Source organism: Rhodococcus sp. AG1013 (assembly GCF_003350365.1).
Classification (GTDB): Bacteria; Actinomycetota; Actinomycetes; order Mycobacteriales; family Mycobacteriaceae; genus Prescottella.
The window spans coordinates 89,780-114,917 of record NZ_QQAT01000022.1 but is presented as its reverse complement, the minus strand read 5'-3'; the positions used below and the strand labels follow the sequence as shown (position 1 = coordinate 114,917).

Sequence of the window (25,138 nt, the reverse complement as noted above, 5' to 3'; positions counted from 1 at the left end):
CGACGAGCCGGTCTACCGTTGGGTGGGCCGCGGCGCGCCGGTCTACACGCAGATGACCGACGAGGACAAGACCGCGCTCGAGGCCGAGTTCGTCGCGTCCGGTCGCCAACGCCTGGTGTAGACGCCCCGTGCTCTAGGACAGTTGACGGGCGCGACACAGCAGCACGGCGCCCTGGTCCTGCCCTGACACGACTATCGCGCGGAAGGTGGGGAACCGCTCGACGAACGGACGTGTTGCCGAAGCGCACGTGACGGTCCGTAGAGTTGCGTGGGGTGTGGCGGCAGAACGGATACTTGAATCTGCCTGGGCAGCACAGTCCTTGGTCCTCGACAATGCGCGGTGGTCCCGGGTCGGGCGGGCATATCTGACGTCGGGAGCGAGTCGATGGTCTTCGTCGATCGCGCGCCTTCCCATGGGGAGTGGCTGACGAATGAGAACCCAGTGAGTGTCGTGTGGCCTGGTCGGGCTGTCCACAAGTACATGCCGGTGGGCACCGGGATCACCGATCATCGGCCCACCACGACATTTTCCAGGCGTGCTCAATGCGCGATGCGAGCACGCGTCAGCCTCTGACGCGTCCGAAATACGCGTCCCGCAGTACCGTGAGGTCGTCGATCGCGCGGGCGTCGGAGTCCATCACGACCCGACCGATGTCCAGCACCGTGACATGATCGGCAACGCTCATCGCTGCCTCGACCGCCTGCTCGACAAGTAGCACAGCCAGCCCCGCCTCCTTGAGGAGGCTCACACGCTCCATCACCTCGTTGACGATGACCGGGGCGAGGCCACCAGACGGTTCGTCGAGCAGCAGCAACGATGGCTCGGCCATGAGCGCTTGTCCGATCGCCAGCATCTGCTGCTGCCCACCCGACATCGAACCGGCGAGCAGCCCGCGCTTATCGCCCAGGATCGGGAAGAGCTCATAGATGCGCGCGACCTGGTCCTTCAACGCGGACCGCCGCATCTTCCGGACATATCCGCCCAGAACGAGGTTCTGCTCGACGGTCTGCCGATGGAAGACCCGCTTGCCTTCCTGGACGTACGCCATGCCGCGGCGAACCCGTTGGTGCGCAGGTACCTTCGAGACTTCGAGGCCGCCGAACTCGACCGACCCCGCAGATATCTTGTTCAGCCCGGAGATAGCCCGCAGGGTGCTGGTCTTGCCCGCACCGTTGCGGCCGAGCAAGGCAGTCACCGTCCCGGGCCACACGTCGAGGGACACGTCCCAGACCACGCGGAGGTCTCCGTACCCGGACTCCAGGTTCCGGACGCTCAGAAGGGGTTTCGCTTCATTCATGAGTCCAGGTCCTTCTTTCGGAGCATCGCAGCGAGTACCGCAGGGGAGGGAGGAACACAGCGCGGAGGGGACGCAGGGCCAAAGACGGGCAGCACCGTCATGACTTCACCTCTTCGGCCAGGGCGGATTCTTCGTCGGCAATCGTGCGCGAGCAGCTCTCCTCGACTGTGACGCCGAGATACTCGCTAAGCACCCGCGGATCGTGCTCGATCTCGGTCGGACTGCCGTCCGCGATGACGGTGCCCTGGGCAAGCACCACGATCCGGTCCGCGAGTTCAAGCACGAGCTGGAAGTTGTGCTCCACCAACACCACGGTGGCGCCGGCGTCACGCAGACCGCGGATAACGTCCGCGAGCCGCTCCACCTCGTTCTCGTCGAGCCCTGAAGCCACCTCGTCGAGCAACAGCACCCGGGGCTTCGCGACCATGGACCGCGCCACCTCGAGCAATCTGCGCATGCCGAGTGGCAGCGTGGAAGCGGTCTCGTCAGCCAGGTGCGCCATGCCGACCATCTCCAGCGCCCGCTTCGCCTCGGTGAGGTCCGCTGATCGAACCTTGCGGAAACGCGGGAGCCGCAACACCGCGGCGAACATCGACACCCGGTCGGTACTGTACCGACCGGAGGCCACTGCCTCGAGGACGGTGACGTGCTCCGGGATGTTCGGGGTCTGGAACGTGCGGGCGACACCGACTCGGGCGACTTGGTCCGGGGCCAGTCCCTGGACCGCTGTGTCGCCGACCAGGATTCGTCCGGAGTCCGGCTTGTAGAACCCGCAGATCATGTTCAGGGTGGTGGTCTTGCCGGAACCGTTCGGTCCGATCAATGCGGTGACCTGACCGGGCTGCGCACACAACCGGACGTCGCTCAGCGCCTGGTTGCCGCCGAACGCCTTGGAAATGCCCTCGATCGCGAGGGGCTGTCCTTCCATCGGGTCCATCTGCGGCAGTATGGCGTTCGCCTCTCGCTCGGCCGCCCGGGCGCCGGATAGTCCGGCCGCCCGGTCGAGCTTGGAGAGGCCGGCCTTGGCCAGCTTGCCCAAACCACCGCTGAGTAGCACACCCCCCACGATCAGAAACCCGCCGTAGAACACCAGTGCGTACTGCTGGAAGTCCGACGCCTGGTTGGGGCCGAACTGCATGATCGCCGCGCCGATCAGGGCGCCGTATACACTTGCCGCGCCGCCGAGGATGCAAGCAGCGAGAACCGCAGTTGCGAAGGTGAATCCGAAGGCCTCGGGCGAGACGAACATGTCGATGTTCGCGAACAGCGCGCCGGCCAGGCCTGCCGGAAAGGCGCCGATCGCGTAGCCGAGCAGCTTCATCCGGAACACCGACACGCCCACCGACGAGGCCAGCACCGGACTCTGCTTGAGAGTGCGGAAGGCGATGCCGTGGCGGGATACGACGAGATTTCGCATCACCGCGAACCACGCAATGGTCACGACCACGATCACCAGGTAGAACTCGTTGTTCGCGGCATCGAGCACGTGGCCGAACAGGGTGGCCGGCTCGATGCCGCTGAGCCCATTCCGACCTCCTGTGGTATCACCGAAGACCGCGATGACGTCGGGAACAAGGAGCACCAGGAAGAACGAGGTCATGGCCAACGACCAGCTGCCCAGACGCAGGCCGGGGATGCCGGTGACAATGCCGACCGCCAGCGCGACCAGGCCCGACACTACGAGCTGCACGACGATGTCCGTGTATCCCGCGATGGACATCAGTCCCGCGGTGTAGGCCCCGGCGGCGTACATCGCAGGCTGACCGAGAGCAAGTTCGCCGGCGTACCCGAGGCTCAGGCTCAGGCCACTGACCACCAGGGCCATGATGCACGCAAGCTGAACCTGCCTGGTCATCGCGAAGCTCAGACCGAGCGCCGGCAACAGCAAGACGACAATTCCGAGGGCGAGCGGGTAGATCCAGCTCGGGGCCGCTCTCAGCGAACGCCAGACTGACATCTCACACCACCCGTTCCCGGACTCGGCCGAACAGTCCGGCCGGCCGGACCATGAGTATTACGATGAGAACCACGAACACCGCGATGTTGCTGTAGGCGCTGCCCAGTTCCAGCGCGGCGTAGGACTCGACGAGGCCGACAGTGAGGCCACCGACCAGTGCGCCGGGCAGGGACCCGAAGCCACCGATGGCCAACGCGACGAACCCCTTGATTGCTAGCGCGGAACCGAGAGTGGCCACCGCGAAGGTCTTGGGCCCCACGAACAACCCGAGGAAGCCTGCGAGTGCGCCGGACGCGGCGAATGCACCGAGCGCGAGCGCACGGACGTTGACGCCGCGCAACATCGCGGCCTCGCGGTCTTCTGAGATGCCAAGGAGTGCAAGCCCGGTCACGGTCCGCTTACTGAACTGACCGAGCGCCACCACCAGTACCACCGCCATCACGAGCAGGGCAATCTCAACGGGATAGGTGCGTCCACCGAGTAGGGTGATCGGATCGTTGGACCCGAAGAACGGAACCGTCAGCGGTTCGCTTCCCCAGATCAACTGTGTTACGCCGTTGATCAGGGTCGCAACGCCCAAGGTCGTGACTAGTTGGTTCTGGTGGTCTTTCACCGACCGGACCGCGATGACCTCTTCGAGTCCGGCCAGGATCATCACCGTCACCGTCGCCATAACAGCGACGACGAGGACGGGCAGTTTCAGCGTCACCAGACCGGTGTAGGCGACGAAGGTGCCCACCATCATCAGCTGCGCCTGCGCAAAGTTGAAGGTGTTGGACGAGACGAAAACGATGTTGTAGCCGATCGCAACCAGCGTGTAGATGGCGCCGAGTGCGAAGCCAGACCAGAGCATGGTCATTTGTTCACTCCTCACGACGGGGCAGCCGCCAGCGCGGCCGCACCGTCAGCAATCGGGGATCGATCAGGCGGCCGGATTGCCGTACTGCCCGTTGAGCAACTTGCTCGGCGCCACGAACGCGTATGCCACGTCACCGGGCCTCGACGCGTGCGAGTCCTCTGTGAAGTGATAGGCCGGCGAGAAGGCGGTCTTGGCAGTGTCGAGGACTTCCGGGTTCTCCAGTGCCTTGGCTAATTTCTCCGGGTCGGTTGACGATCCGACCCTGCTCGCCGCCGCCACCACGAGCGGCAGCGCGTCGTAGTTGTCCGCGAGAATCAGCGTCGACGGGATGTCGCCGACCGCCTTCATATTCTCGACCATGGCGTTGACGGCCGTATCGTCCGCGTTGTAGACGGTGCTCGACAGCACGTGCATCACCAGGTTCGCGGTGGCCGGGGTGCCGAGCACACCCTCGGGCGCGGGCTTGGACATGAGCGATGTGCTCGAGACAGAGGTGTTGCCGATCAAGGGAATGTTCCATTCGAGCCGCTGCAGGCTGTTCAGCAAATAGCCGAGCGGCGCGCCGTAGGCATCGATGACCAGGGCCTGGGTTCCCTTGTTCTTGAGCGCCTGGAGCTGCGCCGTCATATCGAGCGCGGCGACGTCGTACTCCTCGGATCCCGTGCTGCTCACCCCTTCGGCGCCGAGCGCGTCCGCCATCGCCTTGCCGAAGATCTCGCCGTAGGCGCTGCTGCCATGGATGGTTCCCACCGACTGGTAGCCCTTCCCCTTGATGTACCGCGCCATCGTGGCGGCGTTCTCGTCAGGGCCCGACCCCAGGTCGAAATTGAGCGGGAACTCCTTCGGGTTCGACGAGTCCGCGGTCGGCCCGATGTTGAAAGACAGGATCTTGTTCTGCTTGAGGATCGGAAGTGTGGCCGTGGCGATGGTCGACGGTCCCGAGTTGAGGAAGAGATCGGGCTTGTGGCCGGAGGCGATAGCCTCACGCAGCTTCGAGACGGCATTGGTGGCATTGCCGCCGTCGTCGATGACTGTGACTTCGACCTGCCGACCGCCGATGCCACCGGCGCTGTTCACGGCCTCGGCACTCGCCTTCGCCGCGAGGATTGATGTCTGAGCATTGGCGGCCAGGGCACCCTGACCGCTGACTGCGCCGGTGACGAGCACCTGGTAGGGATCGTCTGCCCCACTGGCCTTCCCGGAGCTCAGTCCGGAACATCCCGCGAGCGCGAGAGCGGAGACGGCGAGCGCCGCCACGACAGTAGTGTGCCGAACCTTCATTCGAATCCCCTCAAAGCCAATTGACCAGCATCGCTTGGGAGCAAGGTAGATCGCCCGCTTCCCTGAATGTCCAAAACTCTGCGTAGCTGACACGTTCCTGTCATCGATCTGAATTCGTCGCCTCCCGTGGCTATTCTGCGGCCCGTGGCGCCGTCGGCGCTCTGGAAGAGCTGCAGCCGCAGCCGTTTCGGTCCCCACCATCGGGTCTGGTGCCCGTGCGGGCGAGCATCTGTGTCCAAGCAACGAGCTCGTAGGCAAACTGCACGAGCTGGATCCAGATCCTGTTCTGGTCGAACCTGTGTAGCGGAAGGTTGCTCAGCCCGGGGCTTTTCGCGGTACGGATCCGATCCTCGCGGCGTGTCCGCCGTCGAGCGGATGAAACCCGAAGCCGCGTATGAAGTTCGGTGCCGCGTATTCCTTCTCCGAATGGGCGGTGACAGGGCGGCGTCCAGGTCGATGATCGGCGGGAGCTGTTCGTCGATGGCGTGGTCGGGAGCGGCGCCGCCGGCCGCGGACTGAGCATTCCTCGGGGCCGCAGCGCAGGCGGTGGCGATCGCGGCGAGCGCGTTTGGTGCATCGGTGGCGAGCGTTTTGACCAGGCGGGACACTGTCGGATCGGGGGGCTGGGCCAAAGATTTCGGGGTGTGCATGAAGCTGGGCGATGTCGGCCAGGCAGTCGTCTCCAAGCGCGAGCGTCATGGCGAGGTCGAGGCCAATCTTGCCGGGATCGTTCCTGACCAGAGGTTTTCGCCATGGCTCCAACGCCACCGACAGGGCCGTGGGCGGCCCAGACTTCTCGGCGGCCCGCACCACCAGGACGGTGCCGACGTGCGATGCGTCGACGCCGTCCCCGGTGGCGGATGCGGATTGCTTCGGATGGCCCGCAGCGCTGGGGCCAACACCCTGTTGCGTGCCGGGTCGTTGCGGCCGCCTGCTGCCCTGCAGTTGCCGACGACGCAGAATGGTGGACCGTGTGAAGCCCCTCAGATTGTGAATATGATTGCTCTGCAGCCGAATTGGTTGACTCTGCTGTCGATCCGGGTTATCGTCTCCACGCCCCCGGTAGTACTCGGTGCCGAGAACGCGGGATCGCATAGCTGACCCACGAGTAGTGGTCAGGGCGGCGTCACCCACCGCGCGCCAACTTTGCCTATCGGCCCCATTCATCAGTGGTCGCAAAGGGGGATCAGGTCGCCGTGCATCGTCGACCTGGCGACCGACACCACAATACAAGGAGATGACCATGGGTTCTTCCGATGCAGACCTCGCCCTGATCAAGCAGATTCAGCCAGTCGTGAGTGGCATCGGCACCGTCATCGGTGGCATCGGTGCGATCCTCGGCCTGGTCGGCGCGCTGGCAGCCTTCAGCTGAGACCGACCACGGGCATGACGATGTGCCCCCAACCATCTCCGCGATGGTTGGGGGCACTTGCCTACGGAGTTACAGAAGGCCCAGAAGGTCCAGGCACGGGAGCCGGTATGGCTATGATGTCTTTGAGTGTCTCTATGCTGGTGCCGGCCACGGCGGCGAGCTGCGTTGCGATCGCAGGGTCCCGAATCCGGCCAGTCGAGACGAAAGGGCATCCGATTCCCAGGCCGTGGCGTCTCAATCCAGGGCGCGCGTGCAGCGCATGATCGACGAAGGCATACAGCGGATGAAAACCGAAGCCGCGTTTGAAGTTCGGTGCTGCGTATTCCTTCTTCGAGTGGGCAGTAACCAGGGTGGCGTCCAGGTCGATGATCGGCGGGCGCCTTCGGTGCATCGACGGCGAGCGTGGTGATCAGGCGGGACCGTCGGATCGGTGGCGGACTCGATCGGGTTGGTTGTGCGCAGGTGCACCCGTGCTTGGGCGGGCGGCGGACGTACTCGAGCAGCAGACCGGCTTCGTCGGTGATCTTCGATCGCGAGCTGCCTTGGCGATGTTCTCGGCGGCTTTGATCTCCTTATCGCCGTCAGGGAGGTGTGCTACTCCGACTTCGTCTATGCAGCAATAACACTCGCCTGCTTGTGGAACCAGCAGCGTTTGCTCGCGGGTGTCGTGGAACACCTCCCGGATCGCTTTCCTGCACCCCGCCGCCCCGGACGGGGGCAGAACCGCGGTAGCCCTCGGGTATGGCGGCAAGCTCCTTTCGACCGCCCGTGCACCCCCCGAGCTTCACCAGCAGGCGTTCTCCACCAATAGGGCTGCTCGCAAGGGCGAGTAGCAATCGCTCGCGAGGTCGCTCTGGGCGTGCGAGCGCGACGCTTCGATACGTGGCGATTGCATAGGTGAATGCCGCGGGGGCGTGAAGCGCGGGCTATGGCTCAATCAGTACCTTCAGCGCTCGGCGATCGACCATCGCGCTATAGCCCTCGGGTGTGGCTTTCAGGTCGAGACAACGATCGAAGACTCGCCCGGGCTGGATTGAACCGTCGAGAATGTCGGGTAGGAGCTCGTCAATGTAGGCGCGGGCGGGAGCCATGCCTCCAGTAAGTCGGACGTTGTGCAGGAATGCCTCGAATCCGGCCGGAATAGAGGCGTACTGCGGAGCTCCGACGCGACTGACTACACCGCCAGGCCGGGCGATACTGAAGGCTGTACCGATGGCCTCGGCGGTCCCCACGCATTCGAGCACGGCGTGCGCCCCGTGACCGCCGGTCAATTCGCGGACGCGCTCGATGCCCTCCTCACCGCGTTGGGGAATCACATCGGTAGCGCCGAACTCACGTCCGAGCCTGGTGCGGTCCTGGTGCCGGCCCATCAGCAGAATCCGTTCCGCGCCCAGACGTTTTGAGGCCAGCACCGCGGCGATCCCGACGGCTCCATCCCCGATAACGGCCACGGTCATATGTGGACCGACAGCTGCGCTTACGGCGCAGTGATGGCCCGTTGGCAGCACATCCGACAAAGTCAGCAGAGAAGGTAGCAACGCCGAATCCGCGCCAACTGGCAACTTCACCAGTGTGGCCTGCGCGTGTGGCACACGAATCGCTTCCGCCTGGCCGCCGTCCGCACCCGGGGTTCCCCAGAACCCGCCGTTCCGGCAGGAGGTGGGCAGGTCGGCGCGGCAGTACTCACAGCTACCGTCGGACCACATGAAAGGTGCCAGGACCAGATCCCCCCGCTTGTGCCCCGGCACTTCGGGGCCCAGATCCTCTATGACCCCGAGGAATTCGTGCCCCATTCGCCGACCCTGCTCTGTGGGTGCCATCGACCGATACGGCCATAAGTCGGTACCACAGATACAGGAACGAAGGATTCGCACCACTGCATCAGTGGGTTCGCAAATTGCGGGATCGGGCACGTCGTCGACACGGATGTCACCGGCGCCGTATAACAGTGTTGCTCGCATGACGGTTCTCCTAAGCCTTCATATGATTCCGTGCGACCGGAAGTTCTCCAGGTAGGTGTCGATCAGCCCCTCTGGCAGGTGCGGGATGTCCGGCGAGCCACCGGGTGCGGCTACACGCACGGCAGTGCGGAACTGATCCGCTGACACCGCGGAGCCGCATTGAGCGGGTGCGGGCTGGTGGAGCGAATGGAGCAGCGGCAGTATCGACTGCTGTCGCCCGGCCACCGGTAAGGAGCGGAGAGCGATGCCGAACCGGGTGAACCATTCGTCGTAGTCGTCGACTTGACGCACGGCGTGCCCGGATGCGGCGAGATGGTCGACGAGAGTGTCCAGCGAGACGCCGTCGTCGTGTGGATTGACGACGTGGAACGTGCGGTAACCACACTGTTGGCGGGCGCCGAGTTCGGTGATCGACGAGGCGACGAAGTCGACCGGCAGGCCGTCATAATGTGCGCGTTGCCGCTCGCCCTGTTCGTTCGCGCGGTAGAAGGATTTGGGTGCGACGCCGGTGGCGATGACACTGAACAGTAACCGTGTGAAGGTGTCGTCATTGTTGAGCTGCCCAGTGTAGTGGCGGTGTGCCAACATCATTCCCGATCGGAACACCGTGACAGGCAAGCCGTATCGGTCGTGGGCTTCGCGCAGGAGCACCTCCGCTGCCCACTTGCTGCTGCCGTATCCGTTGGCGTATTCCTGGCTGACCATGCGGGTCGGAAGCACCGACCGGAGGTCGTCGTCCTCGGTGATTGGAGGGGTGTCGGAGCCAGCTGCGACAGCGACGCTGGAGATGAAGTCGACTGGTTTGAGTCGGGTGGTCAGCGCCAGTCGGATGATCTCGGCGGTGCCGGCGACATTTGGACCGAATAGTGGCCCGTAGCCGTGAAGATGGTTCACTGCCGCCGCCGCATGCACTATGACGTCGACGTTCTCGCTGAGCTTCTGCCAGTCGTCCTCGCTCAAACCGAGGTTCGGTTCTGCGATGTCGCCGGCCACTACTTCCAACCGATCGGCAAGTGCCCTGAAGTCGCGAGCCAAACGTGGATCCACATTGCCGAACGGGGCCTCCAGCCGTGCTCGGGCGTCGGCTCGGTCGACACCGCGCACCAGACAGATCAGTCTGCCACCGGAATCAGCTAGTTTCCGCAGCCATTCCAGGCACAAGAATCGCCCGAGGAACCCGTTGGCGCCGGTCAATAGCACGGTTGGTGCGGCAGCGATTCGTGGCCGGTCCGGCACGGGCAGAGCCATCGGATCGAAGAACTTCTCTAGGGTCAGCTCATGTGCGTGCAGCTTTGCGGTGGGATCTTCGTGGACGGAGGAACAGGTGGGCCGACGACGAGTTCCGATCCGAAGGCATTCGATGTGCTCGGCTAGCCGCCACAGAGTGTGAACGGGATTGGTGACGGTTGCAGCTTGAATATCGATATCGAACGTCTCAGCCAGTAGTCCCGCGAAGGAGACTGCCGCCAGCGAATCTCCGCCTAGCTCGGCGAAGTGCACGTCAGGTCGAAGGTCGGTGGTCGGGCAGCCGAGCACCGCAGCCACCGCCTGGTAGACCGTGCCTAGTGCGGATTCGTCGCGGCCAGCGCGCAGCGCGCTCAGTTCTTGTTCTCTGCGTTCGGTCTGTTCGCGATAGAGCTGTTCCAGCCTTTCGCTGTAGGTTCGGTGCAGCATCGGGCGCAGCAACTTACCGACGCCCGAAAGTAGGCCGTTGCCGACGCTGAACGGTTCGTGCTCGATGAGGATGTCGCGTGGAATCTCGTAGGCGTTCAGACCGGCTGATCGAGCGGTTTCTCGAATCGACTGCAACAAATCGAGTTTCGACCGTGTCGGATCGGTAGGTACGACGACCGCGAGCAGGTATGAACGCTCACTTGACCCGTAGATAAAGATCTGGCGGATCGCGGGTGCGGCTCCGAATGTCGATTCGAGTCGTGATACGGCTACGAATTCACCGTGCGCCAGCTTCAGGATGCTGCTTCGGCGGTCGATCAGCTGAAGCCGGTCGGTTTCGATCTCGGCCACTATGTCGCCGGTACGGTAATAGCCTTCCTCGTCGAACGCCGCGGCGGTCGCCTCCGGCCGCCGGAAGTATCCGGTGGTGAGTGTCTGGGATCGCAGTAGCAGTTCGCCTCTCGGGTACGGCTGGTCGGTGCAGAAGTAGCCCAGTTCGGGTACATCGGCGAGTTTGTAGTCGAGGATCGGAGGCCGCATCAGCCGTCCGTCGGCCAAGATCGCGCCGGCCTCCGTCGACCCGTAGGCGTCATGGAGCTTGAGTTCCAACACTGATTCGACGAACTCACGGAGTTCGGTGGGTAGTGGCGCGGTACCGCACAGCGCCCATACCACGCGCCCGCCGAGCAGTTCCCGGCGGAATACTACCCGGGCATTCGCTTCGGCGTCAGCGCGTTTGGATCCCTCGGCGATCCGACGCGTGACATCGCCGTGGTACCGCTGATGGAGAGTTTCACATACCCGCGGCACTAGTCGCAATCGCGTAGGACGCACCAATGCGATGTCCTCGAGTAGCGTCGACATGTCGCTCTGTCCGGTGAAGTGGACCGTACCGCCCTCCGCCAGAGTCGAGAACAATGCGTTGCGTCCAGCCAGATGGCTTAGAGGCATGAAGTGGACTGTGAGGGATGGTATTTCGCCTTTCGCTGCCCACATCGCGGCGGCCGTCTTGGCGGTGTAGATCACGCCCTTGGGTGCCCCGGTACTACCGGATGTGTACAGCAGGATCGCCGTCGCATCGAGTGAGACCGCGACTGGGGGTGGCGGCGGTAGCAGCGCACCCCGGTCGAGCAGCTCGGGCAGCGTCTCGATGACCACATTGATTCCACACGCGGCAAACGTGCTTCTGGCGGCATCGATTGCGTCGCGGTGGTCGTCGTCCTCGGCGTGGTAGTCGAAGCAAATCAGGTGTCGCGGCGCCGGGGAGTGCCGCAGACTCTCCACGGCGACGCACAGTTCGTCGGTCGCGACTGCCAGCATTGTCGGTTCTGTTTCGGTGACGATCGCCGCGAGTAGGTCCGACGAGACATCGCTGTGGAGTGGTACCACGGTCGCCCCGACTCGGGCACATGCGAGATCGAGGGTGGTGAAATCGATGCCGGGGGAACCGACGATACAGACGACGTCGCCCGGAGCGACTGCCAGAGGCGCGGTCGCGCGGCAGGCAGCGGCGACGGCGTCTACCCGAGCGGCCACTTCTGCATAGCTGAGCGCAACGAATTGTGGAAGGAGGCGCCGAGTACGCCGCCCGGTCCGGGGGTCGGTGGTGATCTCTCCTACCCGATGTGCCAGCGCTGGACGGTCCGCGTAGGCGGCAAGGACTATCTCGGCGATCTGCGCGGGGCTCAGATCAGGTTGTCCGAGGGCAGAGACCACTTCCTGGCTGGGCATGGCGGCGCGGACTTGCGGATCTGCGATGGCCAGGGCGGCAATGCGCTGCTCGAGGATGGCACGCGGGTCATTCGGCATCGGTGGCAGCACCTTCCCCGGAATGGCCGAGGGTCGCGAGCACGGAGGAAAGGTCGCCGGGCTCGCGTACTCGAATCAATTCCATTGGAGCAACGGATAGTCCGTGTGCCAGGCCGGGGCCGAGTGTGATCACCGTCTGGACGCCTGCCTCGGCCAACTGCTCCAGCAGCAGGTCCATCCGGACCGAGGTGACGCCGTGCTCGATGTAGCTGATGCGCACCTGGTCCGCAGTGGTCAAGGGCCCTTGCTCATTCGGTACGGCGAGGGTGATCAGCGGATCGTTGAAGGTCATGCGGGCGATGTAGGGCGTCATGAAGTCGGTGAAGTGCCCAGCCAGTGGGGTGTGGTACGCGCCTTCATAGAGCTCCAGCATTCGGAAAGACTCCGGCGGAAGGGCTTTCGATAGATCTGCGAGGGCGTCGAGATATCCGCCGACAAGGACTCGTCGACATTCGCCGTCGCGTGCCGGACCGTGATCGCATGCCAGATGGATTCCGGACCGCCGGGGGCCGTAGTACTCGGCGGGGTCGTCGGTCTGCGGCAGGACCAGGGCGGCCAGGCCCTGGGGCGGACCGGCGGGCGGGGGTACGAGGCGTTCGTGGTGCAACATCGCGAACAGCTCAGATCGGCTCACTGATCCTGCAAGGTAGGCGCTTATGCGTGAGCCGAGACTCAGGCCGCCAACCGCCCGGGGGCGAATGCCGTGGGCGACCAGCACATCGTGCATTCCGATGATCAGAGCCGCCTGTGCCAGCTTGCTGACCGTGTCCTGCATGCCAGATTCCAGTTCCTGGCGTGCTGCGCCGGATCGGATCTCGGCCACCGGCACTCCAGTAGACCTGGCAGCATCCTCGAAAGCTCGGTGTATCAAGGGATATCGCGCGCAGAACTCATCGAGAACTGCTGGGTCTCCAGCGACGTGACCGCCCATGACAAATGAAATGCTCACCGGTACTCCTCGTCGGTTCCGAAGGCTGCGAAATACCCGGCGACACGTTGAGTCTGTCGTTACACGGGCGAGCTGATGATGCTCCAGGAGGTATTACCCGGCACCCTGCCCGGCAGGAAGCTGTCTAGGTGCGCAAGAAAGTGACATGGTTCGGGTGCGTTTCGTGCAGCAAGTTGCGGATCCGGGATCATCGGCTGGCAACTTTGTGCACTTGGGCCCGGGGTTCAATTGCTCTCGCCATATCGTCGGTGAACCGACAGTGCGGTTGAGAGGTGATTATGACAACCATCGACGTAGTCGACTTACGCGAACACAGCGCCGATTTCCTGGTCGACCCGTACCCCTTTCTGCACGAGCTACGAGCGGGTGGTCCGGTGCATCGGGTGATTCTTCCCGAATTCGGCGAAACATGGGTTGTAGTGGGATACGCGGCGGCCAAAGCGGCGCTGTCGCATCCTGGGTTGACGAAGGATTGGCGTACCGCGACACCCCGCTGGCGGACCTGGTTCGCAGGCGATGCGGACGCCGAATCGCCCTCGTTCGGCAAGCACATGCTCATGACGGACCCTCCCGATCACACACGTCTACGCAAGCTCGTTGCCAAGGCGTTCACGCCGCAGCGGATCGCCGCATTGACATCGCGCATCGAGGAGATCACCGATTCGCTGCTGGACGATTTTCCGGCGGACGGCCACGTCGACTTGGTGGATGCACTGGCCTTCCCCTTGCCGATCTCGGTGATCTGCGAGGTCTTCGGCGTCGATTCGCTGGACCGCGACAAGTTCAGGGAATGGACAAACAAGGTGGTCAACCCGGTCGGGGAGGACATCTCGACCGCGGCCCGCGAACTCGGCGACTACCTGAACGACCTAGTCGAGAGCAAACGGAACCGGCCCACCGATGATCTCTTCGGAGCGCTGATCGGCGCCACCGACGACGCCGGCGGCGGGCTGTCGGCGAGTGAGCTGCGGGCCATGGCGTTCCTGCTACTGGGTGCGGGACATGAAACGACCCTGACGCTGATCGCGAACGGGGTCTTCGCGCTGCTGAGCCATCCCGATCAACTCGCGGCACTGCGCGCGGACTACACGCTGATCGACAACGCTGTCGAGGAGATCCTTCGCTACGAGGGACCGATCAAGAACGCCACATGGCGGTTTGCTGGCGATCCGGTCGAGATTGCCGGCGTGACTATTCCTGGCGGCGGTACGGAGGTCTTGGTCGCCCTCGCCTCCGGTTCGCACGATCCGTCACGATATCCCGAACCTGACAATTTCGACATCCGAAGGGACGCCGGCGGCCATCTGGCTTTCGGGCACGGTATTCACTTTTGCCAGGGTGCTGCGCTGGCTCGCTTGGAGGGTCGCATCGCTCTGCGTAAACTCTTCGAGCGATTTCCTGACATCGCCCTGGACATCTTGCCGGAGAAACTTGCTTGGCGCCCAGGATATCTTATGCGCGGATTCGACAGACTCCCCATTCGATTCTGAATTGACCTTCGATACAATCCTGCTGGCAGCTTGTTGCCATCGACTGGATTGAAAGTCGAATCGGTCGTATGCTCCACTCCATCCTGATCGAACGTATTGATCACACCCAATTACGAAGGGAAGAAACAATGTCCATTCTCGTCGCTGCCGACAAGGACCAGATCAAGGAAAGCGTCTGTGAGATTCTGGAGCTGGAGCAGGAGGAGGTCACCGGCACCAGCCTGTTCAAGGAGGACCACGGAGCAGATTCGCTGCTCGCCATCGAAATCCTGGCACAGCTGGAGCGCACCTTCAAGATCACGATTGACCAGTCGGAACTCGAGCGCATGGTGAACCTCGAAGGCGTGTACGCGGTCGTTGCCGAATCGATGGCGGCCTGAGTCAGCCATCGGGGGTAGGGCGTCATGAACGGAACCGCGGGGAGATCGAGCGGCAGGGTTGTCATCACGGGGCTGGGCGCGGTTACCAGCATCGGTAGCGGCGCAGAGGAATTCGTCGAGGCGCTGCGCGCGGCGCGACAGGGCGCCGCGCCAATTTCTGCGTTCGACACCACCGGATATCCGCATCACATGGGCTGCGAGGTGCCGGACTTCGTGCCGGAACAGTGGATTACCCGGCACAGCAGCGAAGAATTGGGCCGAGCAACGCAGTTCGCGGTGGCCGCGGCCCGTATGGCGTTGGCCGATGCGGGTCTGTCCGAGGACGGACTACGGGATCGGCCAGGGCTCGTCGCCATCGGTACCACCGATGGCGAATCCCGTGACCTCGACCAGATGATGCAAACCTGGATAGAGAATGGCCCCGAGGCCATGGATGCCGTGCTGGCGCGACGGGTTCCGGTCAGCCGCTTGTCTGCCGCTGTCGCCCGCGAACTGATGTTGACTCGGGTCGAGGCCGTGACCATCCCCACGGCATGCGCGGCGGGAAACTACGCGATCGGTTACGGGACGGACGCGGTGCGCAGCGGCGAAGTCGAGTTCGCGCTGGTCGGCGGGGCCGATGCGGTGTGCCGCAAGACCTTCTCCGGCTTCTATCGGATGGGCACTATCGCTGCAGAGCGCTGCCGGCCGTTCGACGCCGACCGGGACGGCATCCTCACCGGTGAAGGAGGCGGTATCCTGCTGCTGGAGAGTCTCGAGTCGGCACTCGCGCGCGGCGCCCGGATCTATGGGGAGATCCTCGGATATGGACTCAACTGCGACGGAAACCATCCCGTTGCACCGGATCTGGAGAGCTTCGGCCGCTGTATGCGGCTTGCACACGAGGATGCCGGGGTCGAACCGGGCGAGATTGACTTCATTTCGGCGCACGGTACGGGTACCAGTGCCAACGACGTCACCGAGGCTGGTGCGATCCGACAGGTGTTCGGTCTTCAGCCGCCACCCACCAGCTCGATCAAGTCCATGATCGGGCATGCGATGGGCGCGGCTAGCGCCCTCGCGGCGATCGCATGTGCCCTGGCCATCACTCGCGGCTTCATTCCCCCGACCACAAACCACCGACGGACCGATCCCGAGTGCGGGCTCGATGTGGTGCCCAATCATGCTCGGCCCGCGGATCTTCGGGTGGTACAGAATAATGCCCTGGCGTTCGGCGGCAACAACGCTGTGCTCATCATGAGCCGTTACCGCGAGGAGCGATGACGCCGCGCGCCCGATTGCGGCGTTCCGCCGCCGGCAACGTATCGGTGCGCACCCTGCTGATCCACGGTGTGGCCGGATCACCGGCGGTCTGGGATGGTTTCGTGGCCCGCGCCTCTGACCAGCTTGAGCTGTGGGATGTGGAATTGCCCTGGGCAGGAGCGGGAGACAGGCAATGGGCGCTCGGCGACATTCCGGACACGATCGATTCTGTCCTGCGCTCTCTGCCGGAACGCGCCGGAGGGCAACCGCCTGTAGATCTGATCATCGCGCATTCGTTCGGGGCCAGTGCCCTTTTGGAACTACTGGCGGGTAGTCCTCGACCACATGCCGACCGAGTGGTCCTGGTGGCGCCACTAACCTGTCCGGAACCCTTCGACTGGTCAGAAATCAGCCGTCGGGTAGAAGAATTCCCACTTCTCCTGGAAGAAGGAATCGGCCGACGGGCGCGGCGGCTGTCACCGTCGATGCGGCGAGAGCTGGCCGAGCGACTGCGTGATTTGATCGGTCCGCTGCCGTGGCTGCGTACCTATGAATACGGCCTGCGCAGCGCGCTCCTCGACACGACTCGGCTCACCATGCCGATACTCGTCCTCACTGGCAGCGCCGACCGGGTGACGGCAGCAGTTGACGTCGAGCGGCTTGCCGGCCGACTACCCGATGCACGGTTCGAACTGCTCGTCGGCAGCGGGCATTTCCCGATGATCGATCGGGAACGGGAGTTCACCGACGCCGTGAACGAGTTCGCCACATCGCGCGAAGAAGTCACCGAATTGCGGCCTGCACGAGCCTAATTGACACAGAACAGGAGCCGAGAACACGATGACTCTGGTGTTATCCAGCTGGTCCGCCTTATCCCCGTACGGCGTGGGTCGGGAGGAATTCCGGCAGGGCATTCAGTCGGAAACGACCGGGTTGCGCTCCGTCGAACCCGGCCTGGACCGCATACCGATGACTCAAGCGGGCCTCGTTCGAGATTTCGACGTGCGTACCACCCTAGGTTCGAGGGGGACCCGAGCCATGGACCGGGTAACCGGCTTGGCGGTCAAAACGGTCGGGCTGGTCCTCGACGACCTGGGCGGGCTGACCGGTACCGATGCGGAAACTGCGCTGGTTCTCGGAACGACCACCGGCAGCCTGCTGAGCATGATGGAGTTCGTCAAGGATTCGTTCATCCAGGACAAGCCATTTCAAGTGGATCCGGCCCGCTTCCCGAATGCCGTGATGAACCGTGCCGCGGGACAGTGCGCCATCTGGCACGGATTGCGCGGTCCGAACGCCACCATTGCAGGCGGACGGGCAGCCGGTGTGGCGGTCCTGCAGTACGCCTCGCGGCTGCACGATCGGGACCGGGCACGGATGGTGCTGTGCGGTGTGGTCGAGGAATTCTCGCCGCACCGCGCCTGGCTCGAGTACTTGGCCGCGGGCAAGGTCCAGCGTCCTCTCGGAGAGGGTTGTGCCGTATTTGCCCTGGAATCAGCGGAGTCCGCGAACCGAGCCGGTCGTACCGCGCTGGCAGAACTGGTACGGGTCGGGCAGGGCGTCTGGAGCACTGAGGTGTCGGTGCGTGAGGTCCTGGCGCGGTTGTTGCGAACGCTTCTCTCCACCGCCGACATCGGCGCCGACGAGGTTGCGACCGTGGCGGTCAGTGGCACACCCGACACGGATCCCTGGAACGGATTCTCCGACGACGAGTTGGCGGCGGTACGAGAAGTGCTTCCGCAGACGGACGTGCGCACCGTCGCCAATATGGTCGGCGACGCCGGCGCAGCGACCGGCGGGTTTCAGCTGGCGACGCTGCTGAGCACGACTCCGGATGCACACAAGCCCTTCTCGATCATGACCTCGGTGGACGTGGACGGTGTCGTCGGCTGCGCGCTAATCCGTCGCGACGCAGGGTCGGAGGCCGCTCGATGAGCGCGGCCACGCCGGTCGCCACCGCTATCGTCATACGACCGGACGCGGATGGTGCCTTCGAGGGTTCGATGGTCGTTGACCCCGATGACCCGATCTTCGCGGGACATTACCCGGGGTTCCCGATCTATCCGGGAGTGTGTTTGGCCGAGGTAGCGCACCGGGTCGCGCTCACCGCACTGGGCCGCCCCGATATCAGGCTGGCAGAGATCGAAAGCTCCCGATTCCTGTACCCCATCGCGCCCGGCGACCGACTTCTGATTTCAGGAAAGGCTATCGGAATGCGTTGCGCGGTAGACATTCATGTCGCCCACCAGCCGCAGCCGGTACGGGCGGCCCGGGTCCGACTCTCGTTTCGAAGTGAGGACGAATGAGGCCGCTAGATTGCGCCGAGATCACCCGAATTCTGCCTCACCGGGCGCCGATGCTACTGGTGGACCGAGTCACCGAGCTGGTGCCCGGTGAACGGGTCCTGGCTCTCAAGGCGATCTCCGCCGAAGCGCCCTGGTATCGCAATTTGCCGGTCCCGGACTACTCATACCCCTCCTGCTTGTTAGTCGAATCGTTCGCGCAAGCTGCCGCGATCCTCATTACCCAACATTGGGCCCGAGACGGCGATGGTTCCGGCGTACCCATCTTCGGCAGCATGTCCGGCGCACGATTCGGCCGCCCCGTCCTTCCTGGCGACGTCGTCGAGCATGACGTTCACGTCGATCGAATCCTCAGCGACAGCGCGATCTTCGGAGGCGTCAGCCGCGTGGGCGGTGAGCCCGTCCTGACCGTTGACCGGATGATCGTCGCACTGCGTGCCGAGCGCGCACTGGCTGCTCCCGAACGGAGTCACACAGCATGAGCACTACCGAATCACGGCCGGTGGCGCTGGTCAGCGGCGGATCGCGCGGTATCGGCCGGGCGGTGGTTGCTCGTCTCGCGGCCGATGGCTATGACGTCGCATTCTGCTATCACTCGCGTTCTGATGCGGCAGACGAATGTGTCGAGGAGGCGAGGGCGGCAGGTGCGCGCGTTGTAGGTACCCAGGTTGATGTCACCGACGCGGATGCGGTCCGCGCCTGGGTAGACGGCACCGAACAGCAGATGGGGCCGATCCAGGCATTGGTGACCTCCGCTGGGGTGGTCCGCGATAGCCCGATGCTCCGGATGGCCGAAACCGACTGGCGCACAGTCATCGATACCAATCTGACTGGAGTGTTCACTGTGTGCCGTGCGGCCGTATTCCCCATGATGAAGCGCCGCGCCGGCAGCATTGTCAACATCTCCTCTATCTCCGGCATCCACGGCAACGTCGGTCAGGCCAACTATTCGGCGGCGAAGGCCGGAATCATCGGCATGACGAAGGCGTTGGCCAAGGAGGTGGGGCGTTTCGGCGTGCGCGCCAACGTGGTCGCCCCGGGCTTCATCGACACTGATATGACCGCCGCACTTGACGTTGGTCTACGCGACGCGGCGGTGAAGAGAATTCCTCTGGGACGCTGGGGAACCGCATCAGAGGTCGCAGACCTTGTGAGCTTCCTGGCATCGCCGCGCTCGTCCTACGCCACCGCCGGCGTCTTTCAGATCGATGGGGGTATGTCATTGTGACAGCGACACCAAGATTCTACTTCTCCCTGCGCAGCCCGTATTCCTGGCTTGCGCTCGAGGACCTGATCTCGCGCTATCGCACACTTGCCGAGACTGCGACCTGGCTGCCGTATTGGGATCCCGACGGATCCATGCTCGCCGAACTCGAACAGGCGGGGGGCGGCTACTGCTACACACCGATGTCTCGCGAGAAGCACTTCTACATCCTGCAGGATGTGCGTCGTTCCGCAGCTGCTCGCGGCTTGGCCGTGACATGGCCGGTCGACCGAAGCCCCTGGTGGGAGGTACCGCATCTGGCCTGTTTGGCAGCTGATCGCCATGGCCGTCTACCTGACCTCGCACTTGCGCTCACTCGTGCTCGTTGGCGCCAGGGTCGTGACATCTGCGATCCGGACACCGTCGCGGAGGTGGCCGCGGAGATCGGGTTGGACGGGCCAGCGATGGCACAGGCGGTTTCAGACCCGGAGGTGCGTACTGCGGCCGTCGAAACCATGCTCACGGCATATCGCGACGGTGTGTTCGGGGTGCCGTTCTTCGTCCGCGGCGTGAATCGATTCTGGGGAATGGATCGCCTGGATGCCTTTGCATCCCAGACGGGCGTGCCGCCCGCCGATCCTGCCGACTACGCCCCACCAATTCCGGTCGGTGCGGATATGGGGCATGCCGGTGGCTGCGGCTGACGGGTCCGGCTGGGACGCGATCGTGGTCGGCGCGGGCATTGGTGGACTCGTATGCGCCGGCTATCTGGCCGCCGCCGGTCGGCGTGTCTTGGTCCTGGAACAGCACGACGTAGCGGGCGGAAACGCACACGTCTTCCGTCGTCGGCGTGCTTACGAATTCGACGTGGGCGTCCACTATCTCGGCGACTGTGGACCTGACGGCATACTCCCGGCCATCCTGCGTGGTCTGGCGGCCCTGGACAGAATCCGGTTGCGCCCCATGGATGTCCAGGGATTCGATCGGATCGTCCTGCCAAGCCAGGTCATTGACGTCCCCGTCGGCTGGGAGGCGTACCGGGAACGGCTGTGCGCGGCGGTGCCCGATGAACGCGCCGGTATTACCGCCTGCCTGGAGGTGTTCGAGGCAGTCGGTGCAATCATGCGCGCAGTGTTGGTAGACCCGCCCGAGGTTGCGCGACTTACCCGGCGCTACCCGGGTGCGCTGGGTTGGAGCCAGCGCTCGCTGACTCGACTATTCGACGAGCACAGGCTCTCACCCCTGGCCCGGACGGTGCTCGCCGCACAATCGGGCAATTACGGTGCGAGCCCAGCTGGCGCGACGGTCGCGACTCACGCCAGCGTCATTGACCACTACGTGCGTGGCGCTTACTACCTAGACGGTGGAGGCCAGACACTTGTCGCCGCACTTGTCGACGTCGTGGAAGCTCACGGTGGACAGGTCCGAACCAGGGCCGGAGTACGCACGATCCATTGTGATGGCGGCGTCGTCACTGGGGTGACACTGGACGACGACGAACACCTGAGTGCCCAGGTTGTGGTTTCCAACGCGGACTATCGCCGCACGCTTCTCGAACTATGCAGCGACACAACCGCCTTCCCCGAAGCTGTTCTTTCGCGTACCCGTGCTGCGGTCATGCGGCATCCATGGGCAATCCTGTACCTCGGGCTGGCCGCGCAACCGTCAAATCTGGGATCGGCCAATCTGTGGTGGTTCGATCACGAGGACATTGAGGGCGCGTACCGGCGGTCCGAAGCCGGCGATGAACGACTGCCGTACATCTTCGTGTCCTCTGCGTCCGCCCGGCCGGCCGAACAGCCGTGGGCATGCCCGCCCGGACACGGCAGCGTCCAGGTCATGGCCCCTTGCCCAGCCGCGATGCAGGGCTTGGAGGCAAGGGACGGGCGATACCGCCGTGATCCCGAATACCGATCACGTAAACGTTGGCTCACCACTGCGCTCTTGAACGCCGCGGAACAGGCACTGGGCCCGCTGGGCGAGGTTATCCACCAGGAAACCGCTACCCCCTTGAGTCATCAGCGCTACACGCGGTCCAGCGGGGGCACACCTTATGGCCTGGCCGAATGGGGTGGTATCGCACGGAGACCCGAAACCACTACACCGATCACCGGGCTGCACATGGTCGGGCAGAGTACCCGCTACGGCAGCGGTATCGCCGGCACGGCGGTCAGCGGGATCCGCTGTGCCGGAGAAATTCTGGGTCGCGACCTCATGCGTGAAGTCTATGCGGGCGCTGTCGTCGCCGACGCGACGCGTTTGCCGGATCGGACGCCTGACCGGGACCCTCTCGCGATATCCCGCGGCCAGCTCCGACGAGACGCACGCGGGTTGCCGAAATTGACCCTGCTGCAACCGGACAGTCGTGTCGCAGCCGCTAACCAACCACTAGTGAGAGTTGATGATGGAACACTTTGACGTGGGACGAGCGATTGCCGGAGTGGGTGCGGTCGCGGCAATTGGCGACAGTGCCGCTGAGGTGTTCGATGCCTTGTGCGTCGGCACATCAGGCCTGGCCGAAATCCAGCGATTTGACACTCGCGGTTACCGCACTCGGCACGGATACCCAATAGCCAACACCGCGCCGGACCGCCCCGACCATGCCCAACAGTGGCTGATCCGAGCGATCGCGGAAGCCTCCGCGCAAGCTGGGTTGGGCGACGATCTGACCAACGTGCCTGTGATCGTAGGAACCGGCCTGCGCGAGTTTCGCGCGGCCGAGTTGGCATGGCAGGCGGGTCTCGACGGCGAGGCGCCACATCTGGATTTCGGCCCCGTCTTGCGTGAGCGGTTCGGGTGCACCGAAGTACACACACTGTCGAATGCCTGTGCGGCGTCCTTGCATGCCCTGGGATTAGCCGATGACCTGTTGCTGCTCGGACATGCCGACACTGTCGTAGTTGCGGGCGTGGACACCATCGCGGTCAGCATGTTCGCCGCGCTGGACGTGGTACAGCCACGGATGGAGGCGTTGCGTCCCTTCGATTCCGGACCCAAAGGGGTACTCATGGGGGACGGCGCCGCGGCCGTGGTGCTGCGCCGCGAGGGGCCGGCGCGAGCCCGGCTTCGTGGCGTCGGCATCACCTGCGATGCCAATCATGTCACCGCGCCCGACCCAGTGGGCATTGCGGCCGCTATGCACGACGCCCAGCTTCGCGCCGGCGTACAGGCTTGCGAAGTCGATCTGGTGATGGCGCACGGCACTGGAACGGCGCTCAATGATGCGGCTGAGGCTACGGCGTTGACAACTGTCTTCGGCGCATCGCGGCCGCTGGTCACCGCGATCAAGGCGATGACTGGGCACACCTCAGGTAGTTCGGGACTGCACAGTCTGGTCGCCGCAGTTGAGGCGCTGAGCACCGGGTCGGTGCCACCGATTGTCGGCCTGAAACACCCCATAGTCGAGGCGATGCCACTGAGCTTGGTGACCGAGCGGGTCGATACCGCGGCACTCAGCATTGCACAGGTGAACGCCTTCGGCTTCGGCGGAGTCAATGCGGTGGCGATCGTGGAGCGTGCGGCATGAGCCCTTCGGTGATCGTGGGGACAGGAGTCGTCGGAACTCGCTTCCCCGACCACGATCCGGCCGCGATCCTCGGAAAGAAGGGGCTTCGGTACAAGGATGAGGCGACACGCCTCGCCATGTCGGCGGCGCAATTGGCGTTGTGGAACGCGGGTATCGTCGATTCATCGGATATGACCACCGCCGTGGTGGTCAGCTCCAACTACGGCAATCTCGACACAGTGTGCCGGGTAGCTGGCGATGGCAGCGGCCCGGGCGAGCGCGGTCCAATGGATCTTCCCAACGCCTCCAGTAACGTAGTGGCTTCCTCCATAGCTATCCGTTTTGGGTACTTCGGCCCCAATCTCATGGTATGCAGTGGCGCCACTTCCGGGTTGGACGCCGTGATCTGGGCCCACCGACTGCTCGAGGCAGGCCGAGCGGCGCGCGTGCTGGTCGTTGGGGTCGAGGTAGACAACGCGGTGGTGAGCCAGTTCGCGACGGCTCGGGAACCTTCCGGGCTCTTTCACGGGGCCGCCTGTGTCGTCCTCGAACGGGCGGGGCTGTCGGACTCCGTACCGCGGGCTGTGTTCGGCGGGTGTGCGCACGGGGGGGCCATCGCTGATTTGCTTGCTACCGGTCAGGTGAATCAGTGGTACGTACCCGATTTCGGGCCGGTCACAGCACTTGCTGACGTGACCGCGGGGGCCGAGGTGATCGACATCGCGTCACGAGTCGGCGCGGCCTCCGGCGCGCTCGGCGTCCTGCAGGCAGCATCGGCGGCGGCTGCCCCCGGCGCCTCACTCCTCACCGTCGGCGGGGGCGCGGACCCCCTGGCCGCCTGCCTGATCACACCAATATCCCTCACCAACTCAGGAGAACTGTCATGACTACTTTGGACGCCACCCCGGCCGAGCTGACCACCGAAATCGAACTGCGCCCTGGCTACGAGGGCGCGAACATCGGACCGTGGATCGGCTTCAAACACGTCAACTACCTCGTCGAAGAAGCGGTGCTCAACCACTTCCGGGTCACCGGGAGCGACGTTCGAAGCCTCTACGTCGATAGCGGATTATGCTGGGAGATAGTGGATATCGATACCCGAATCATCCATGTCTTCAATCTGGACGAGACAGTGCGGCTTCGCGTTCGTCCGGTCGCGTCTCCGTCCGGCGGCGAGCACACATTCGAGGTGCTGATCCTGGGGGGAAGACTGGGCGAGGATGTCAGGCTTGCCCGTTCGAGGGTTTCGGTATCGTTGCGCCTGGACTCGAGGTGGGCATCCGCGCGCGCGGCCGTTTCGCCGGCACTTGAGACAGCCGTCGTCTCCCGGATCAGGCGGCAGGCGCCAGCCGCCGGTTTTGGTGCGATGCCCAGCGGTGATATTCCGACCGATGTATCTCTACTCACTGAGGGGCGCAACGCATTCCAGTGGACTCTGCGGGTCCCGTACTTCTACTGCCACTTCACCGAACGGCTACAGATGTCCGGCTACCTGCGCATCATGGAAGAGGTGGTCGATCGCTTCCTCGCTGATCGAGGTGTGTCCATCCGCTCCCTGCTCGATGGCAAGCAGCTGATCCCGGCCGTTCCCCGGTCCCGGATCAGCATGCTCGACGAGGTGTACATGGAAGAAGACCTCCACATCGTTTTCGTGGTGGACGACGTGTTCAAGAACCTAACGTTCACCGCGCGTATGGAGTGTTATGTCGTGCGCGATGGTGCCCTGGTGAACGTAGCCGTCGGCGCCATCACACACGGCTACGCAATGTTGGAGGACCGTGGCCGGTGGGGTCTGAGCAAGCTCGACGAGCGGCTGTGTCGCGCGCTGTCTGCGACGTAGTCACACTGGTTATT

General features: G+C 64.1%; 21 protein-coding genes and 1 pseudogene. 14 read left to right on the top strand and 8 right to left on the bottom strand.

Going from position 1 to position 25,138, the window contains the following annotated elements; translation table 11 throughout:
• Positions 1 to 563: 563 nt before the first annotated feature.
• The 5 genes and pseudogenes from DEU38_RS22940 to DEU38_RS29450 form a co-directional block, all read right to left on the bottom strand.
• Positions 564 to 1,298 (bottom strand): ABC transporter ATP-binding protein, encoded by a 735-nt coding sequence (locus DEU38_RS22940; protein ID WP_114723692.1) that lies wholly within the window; start codon positions 1,296 to 1,298, stop codon positions 564 to 566.
• A gap of 97 nt (positions 1,299 to 1,395) precedes the next feature.
• A complete protein-coding gene (locus tag DEU38_RS22935; protein ID WP_114723691.1) occupies positions 1,396 to 3,255 on the bottom strand; it encodes an ABC transporter permease subunit in 1,860 nt (619 codons plus the stop codon).
• Between the two features lies 1 nt (position 3,256).
• The gene (locus DEU38_RS22930) at positions 3,257 to 4,114 is read right to left on the bottom strand and encodes a branched-chain amino acid ABC transporter permease (protein ID WP_114723690.1); all 858 of its coding nucleotides are present in this window, start codon (positions 4,112 to 4,114) and stop codon (positions 3,257 to 3,259) included.
• 63 nt (positions 4,115 to 4,177) lie between these two features.
• Positions 4,178 to 5,395 carry an ABC transporter substrate-binding protein gene (locus DEU38_RS22925; RefSeq protein WP_114723689.1) on the bottom strand — a complete coding sequence of 406 codons (1,218 nt, stop codon included), beginning with the start codon at positions 5,393 to 5,395 and terminating at the stop codon, positions 4,178 to 4,180.
• 155 nt (positions 5,396 to 5,550) lie between these two features.
• Positions 5,551 to 6,340, bottom strand: a pseudogene (locus tag DEU38_RS29450) (transposase); the annotation flags it as partial.
• 298 nt (positions 6,341 to 6,638) lie between these two features.
• On the opposite strand from DEU38_RS29450, the gene DEU38_RS29445 reads away from it, so the two are divergent.
• Positions 6,639 to 6,767, top strand: coding sequence for a hypothetical protein (locus tag DEU38_RS29445; protein ID WP_258558112.1), 129 nt, complete (start codon positions 6,639 to 6,641; stop codon positions 6,765 to 6,767).
• Between the two features lie 926 nt (positions 6,768 to 7,693).
• Here the strand turns inward: DEU38_RS29445 and DEU38_RS22910 are convergent.
• From DEU38_RS22910 to DEU38_RS22900, 3 genes are read right to left on the bottom strand one after another with little or no spacing between them, the layout of a single operon-like run.
• Complete coding sequence (locus DEU38_RS22910; RefSeq protein WP_114723687.1) at positions 7,694 to 8,728, bottom strand: zinc-dependent alcohol dehydrogenase family protein; 1,035 nt, start codon at positions 8,726 to 8,728, stop codon at positions 7,694 to 7,696.
• An 18-nt stretch (positions 8,729 to 8,746) separates the two neighbouring features.
• Complete coding sequence (car, locus tag DEU38_RS22905; protein WP_114723703.1) at positions 8,747 to 12,211, bottom strand: carboxylic acid reductase; 3,465 nt, start codon at positions 12,209 to 12,211, stop codon at positions 8,747 to 8,749.
• Entirely contained in the window at positions 12,201 to 13,160 is a 960-nt protein-coding gene (locus DEU38_RS22900) for a hypothetical protein (protein ID WP_147283571.1), read from the bottom strand. The genes car and DEU38_RS22900 overlap by 11 nt, the downstream gene beginning before the upstream one ends.
• 278 nt (positions 13,161 to 13,438) lie before the next feature.
• Here DEU38_RS22900 and DEU38_RS22895 point away from each other — a divergent pair, with 278 nt between their 5' ends.
• From DEU38_RS22895 to DEU38_RS22835, 13 genes are all read left to right on the top strand, one after another.
• Complete coding sequence (locus tag DEU38_RS22895; protein WP_114723685.1) at positions 13,439 to 14,650, top strand: cytochrome P450; 1,212 nt, start codon at positions 13,439 to 13,441, stop codon at positions 14,648 to 14,650.
• A 128-nt stretch (positions 14,651 to 14,778) separates the two neighbouring features.
• A complete protein-coding gene (locus DEU38_RS22890; protein WP_114723684.1) occupies positions 14,779 to 15,030 on the top strand; it encodes an acyl carrier protein in 252 nt (83 codons plus the stop codon).
• A gap of 24 nt (positions 15,031 to 15,054) precedes the next feature.
• Positions 15,055 to 16,293, top strand: a complete 1,239-nt coding sequence (locus DEU38_RS22885) for a beta-ketoacyl synthase (protein ID WP_114723683.1) — start codon at positions 15,055 to 15,057, stop codon at positions 16,291 to 16,293.
• Positions 16,290 to 17,084: an alpha/beta fold hydrolase gene (locus tag DEU38_RS28160; RefSeq protein WP_147283570.1), complete on the top strand. Its 795-nt coding sequence runs from the start codon at positions 16,290 to 16,292 to the stop codon at positions 17,082 to 17,084. Before DEU38_RS22885 ends, DEU38_RS28160 begins: the two co-directional genes overlap by 4 nt.
• Positions 17,085 to 17,112: 28 nt before the next feature.
• Positions 17,113 to 18,207: a beta-ketoacyl synthase N-terminal-like domain-containing protein gene (locus DEU38_RS22875; RefSeq protein WP_114723681.1), complete on the top strand. Its 1,095-nt coding sequence runs from the start codon at positions 17,113 to 17,115 to the stop codon at positions 18,205 to 18,207.
• Positions 18,204 to 18,578 (top strand): hypothetical protein, encoded by a 375-nt coding sequence (locus DEU38_RS22870; protein ID WP_114723680.1) that lies wholly within the window; start codon positions 18,204 to 18,206, stop codon positions 18,576 to 18,578. Before DEU38_RS22875 ends, DEU38_RS22870 begins: the two co-directional genes overlap by 4 nt.
• Positions 18,575 to 19,057, top strand: a complete 483-nt coding sequence (locus tag DEU38_RS22865; protein ID WP_114723679.1) for a 3-hydroxyacyl-ACP dehydratase FabZ family protein — start codon at positions 18,575 to 18,577, stop codon at positions 19,055 to 19,057. The genes DEU38_RS22870 and DEU38_RS22865 overlap by 4 nt, the downstream gene beginning before the upstream one ends.
• A complete protein-coding gene (gene fabG, locus DEU38_RS22860; protein WP_114723678.1) occupies positions 19,054 to 19,803 on the top strand; it encodes a 3-oxoacyl-[acyl-carrier-protein] reductase in 750 nt (249 codons plus the stop codon). The genes DEU38_RS22865 and fabG overlap by 4 nt, the downstream gene beginning before the upstream one ends.
• Positions 19,800 to 20,483 carry a 2-hydroxychromene-2-carboxylate isomerase gene (locus tag DEU38_RS22855; RefSeq protein ID WP_220181955.1) on the top strand — a complete coding sequence of 228 codons (684 nt, stop codon included), beginning with the start codon at positions 19,800 to 19,802 and terminating at the stop codon, positions 20,481 to 20,483. The genes fabG and DEU38_RS22855 overlap by 4 nt, the downstream gene beginning before the upstream one ends.
• Positions 20,464 to 22,197, top strand: a complete 1,734-nt coding sequence (locus tag DEU38_RS22850; protein ID WP_114723676.1) for an NAD(P)/FAD-dependent oxidoreductase — start codon at positions 20,464 to 20,466, stop codon at positions 22,195 to 22,197. The genes DEU38_RS22855 and DEU38_RS22850 overlap by 20 nt, the downstream gene beginning before the upstream one ends.
• The gene (locus tag DEU38_RS22845) at positions 22,181 to 23,305 is read left to right on the top strand and encodes a beta-ketoacyl synthase N-terminal-like domain-containing protein (RefSeq protein ID WP_220181954.1); all 1,125 of its coding nucleotides are present in this window, start codon (positions 22,181 to 22,183) and stop codon (positions 23,303 to 23,305) included. The genes DEU38_RS22850 and DEU38_RS22845 overlap by 17 nt, the downstream gene beginning before the upstream one ends.
• Positions 23,302 to 24,171, top strand: coding sequence for a beta-ketoacyl synthase N-terminal-like domain-containing protein (locus DEU38_RS28895; RefSeq protein WP_220181953.1), 870 nt, complete (start codon positions 23,302 to 23,304; stop codon positions 24,169 to 24,171). Before DEU38_RS22845 ends, DEU38_RS28895 begins: the two co-directional genes overlap by 4 nt.
• Entirely contained in the window at positions 24,168 to 25,124 is a 957-nt protein-coding gene (locus tag DEU38_RS22835; RefSeq protein ID WP_114723675.1) for a hypothetical protein, read from the top strand. The genes DEU38_RS28895 and DEU38_RS22835 overlap by 4 nt, the downstream gene beginning before the upstream one ends.
• The last annotated feature ends 14 nt before the right edge of the window (positions 25,125 to 25,138 follow it).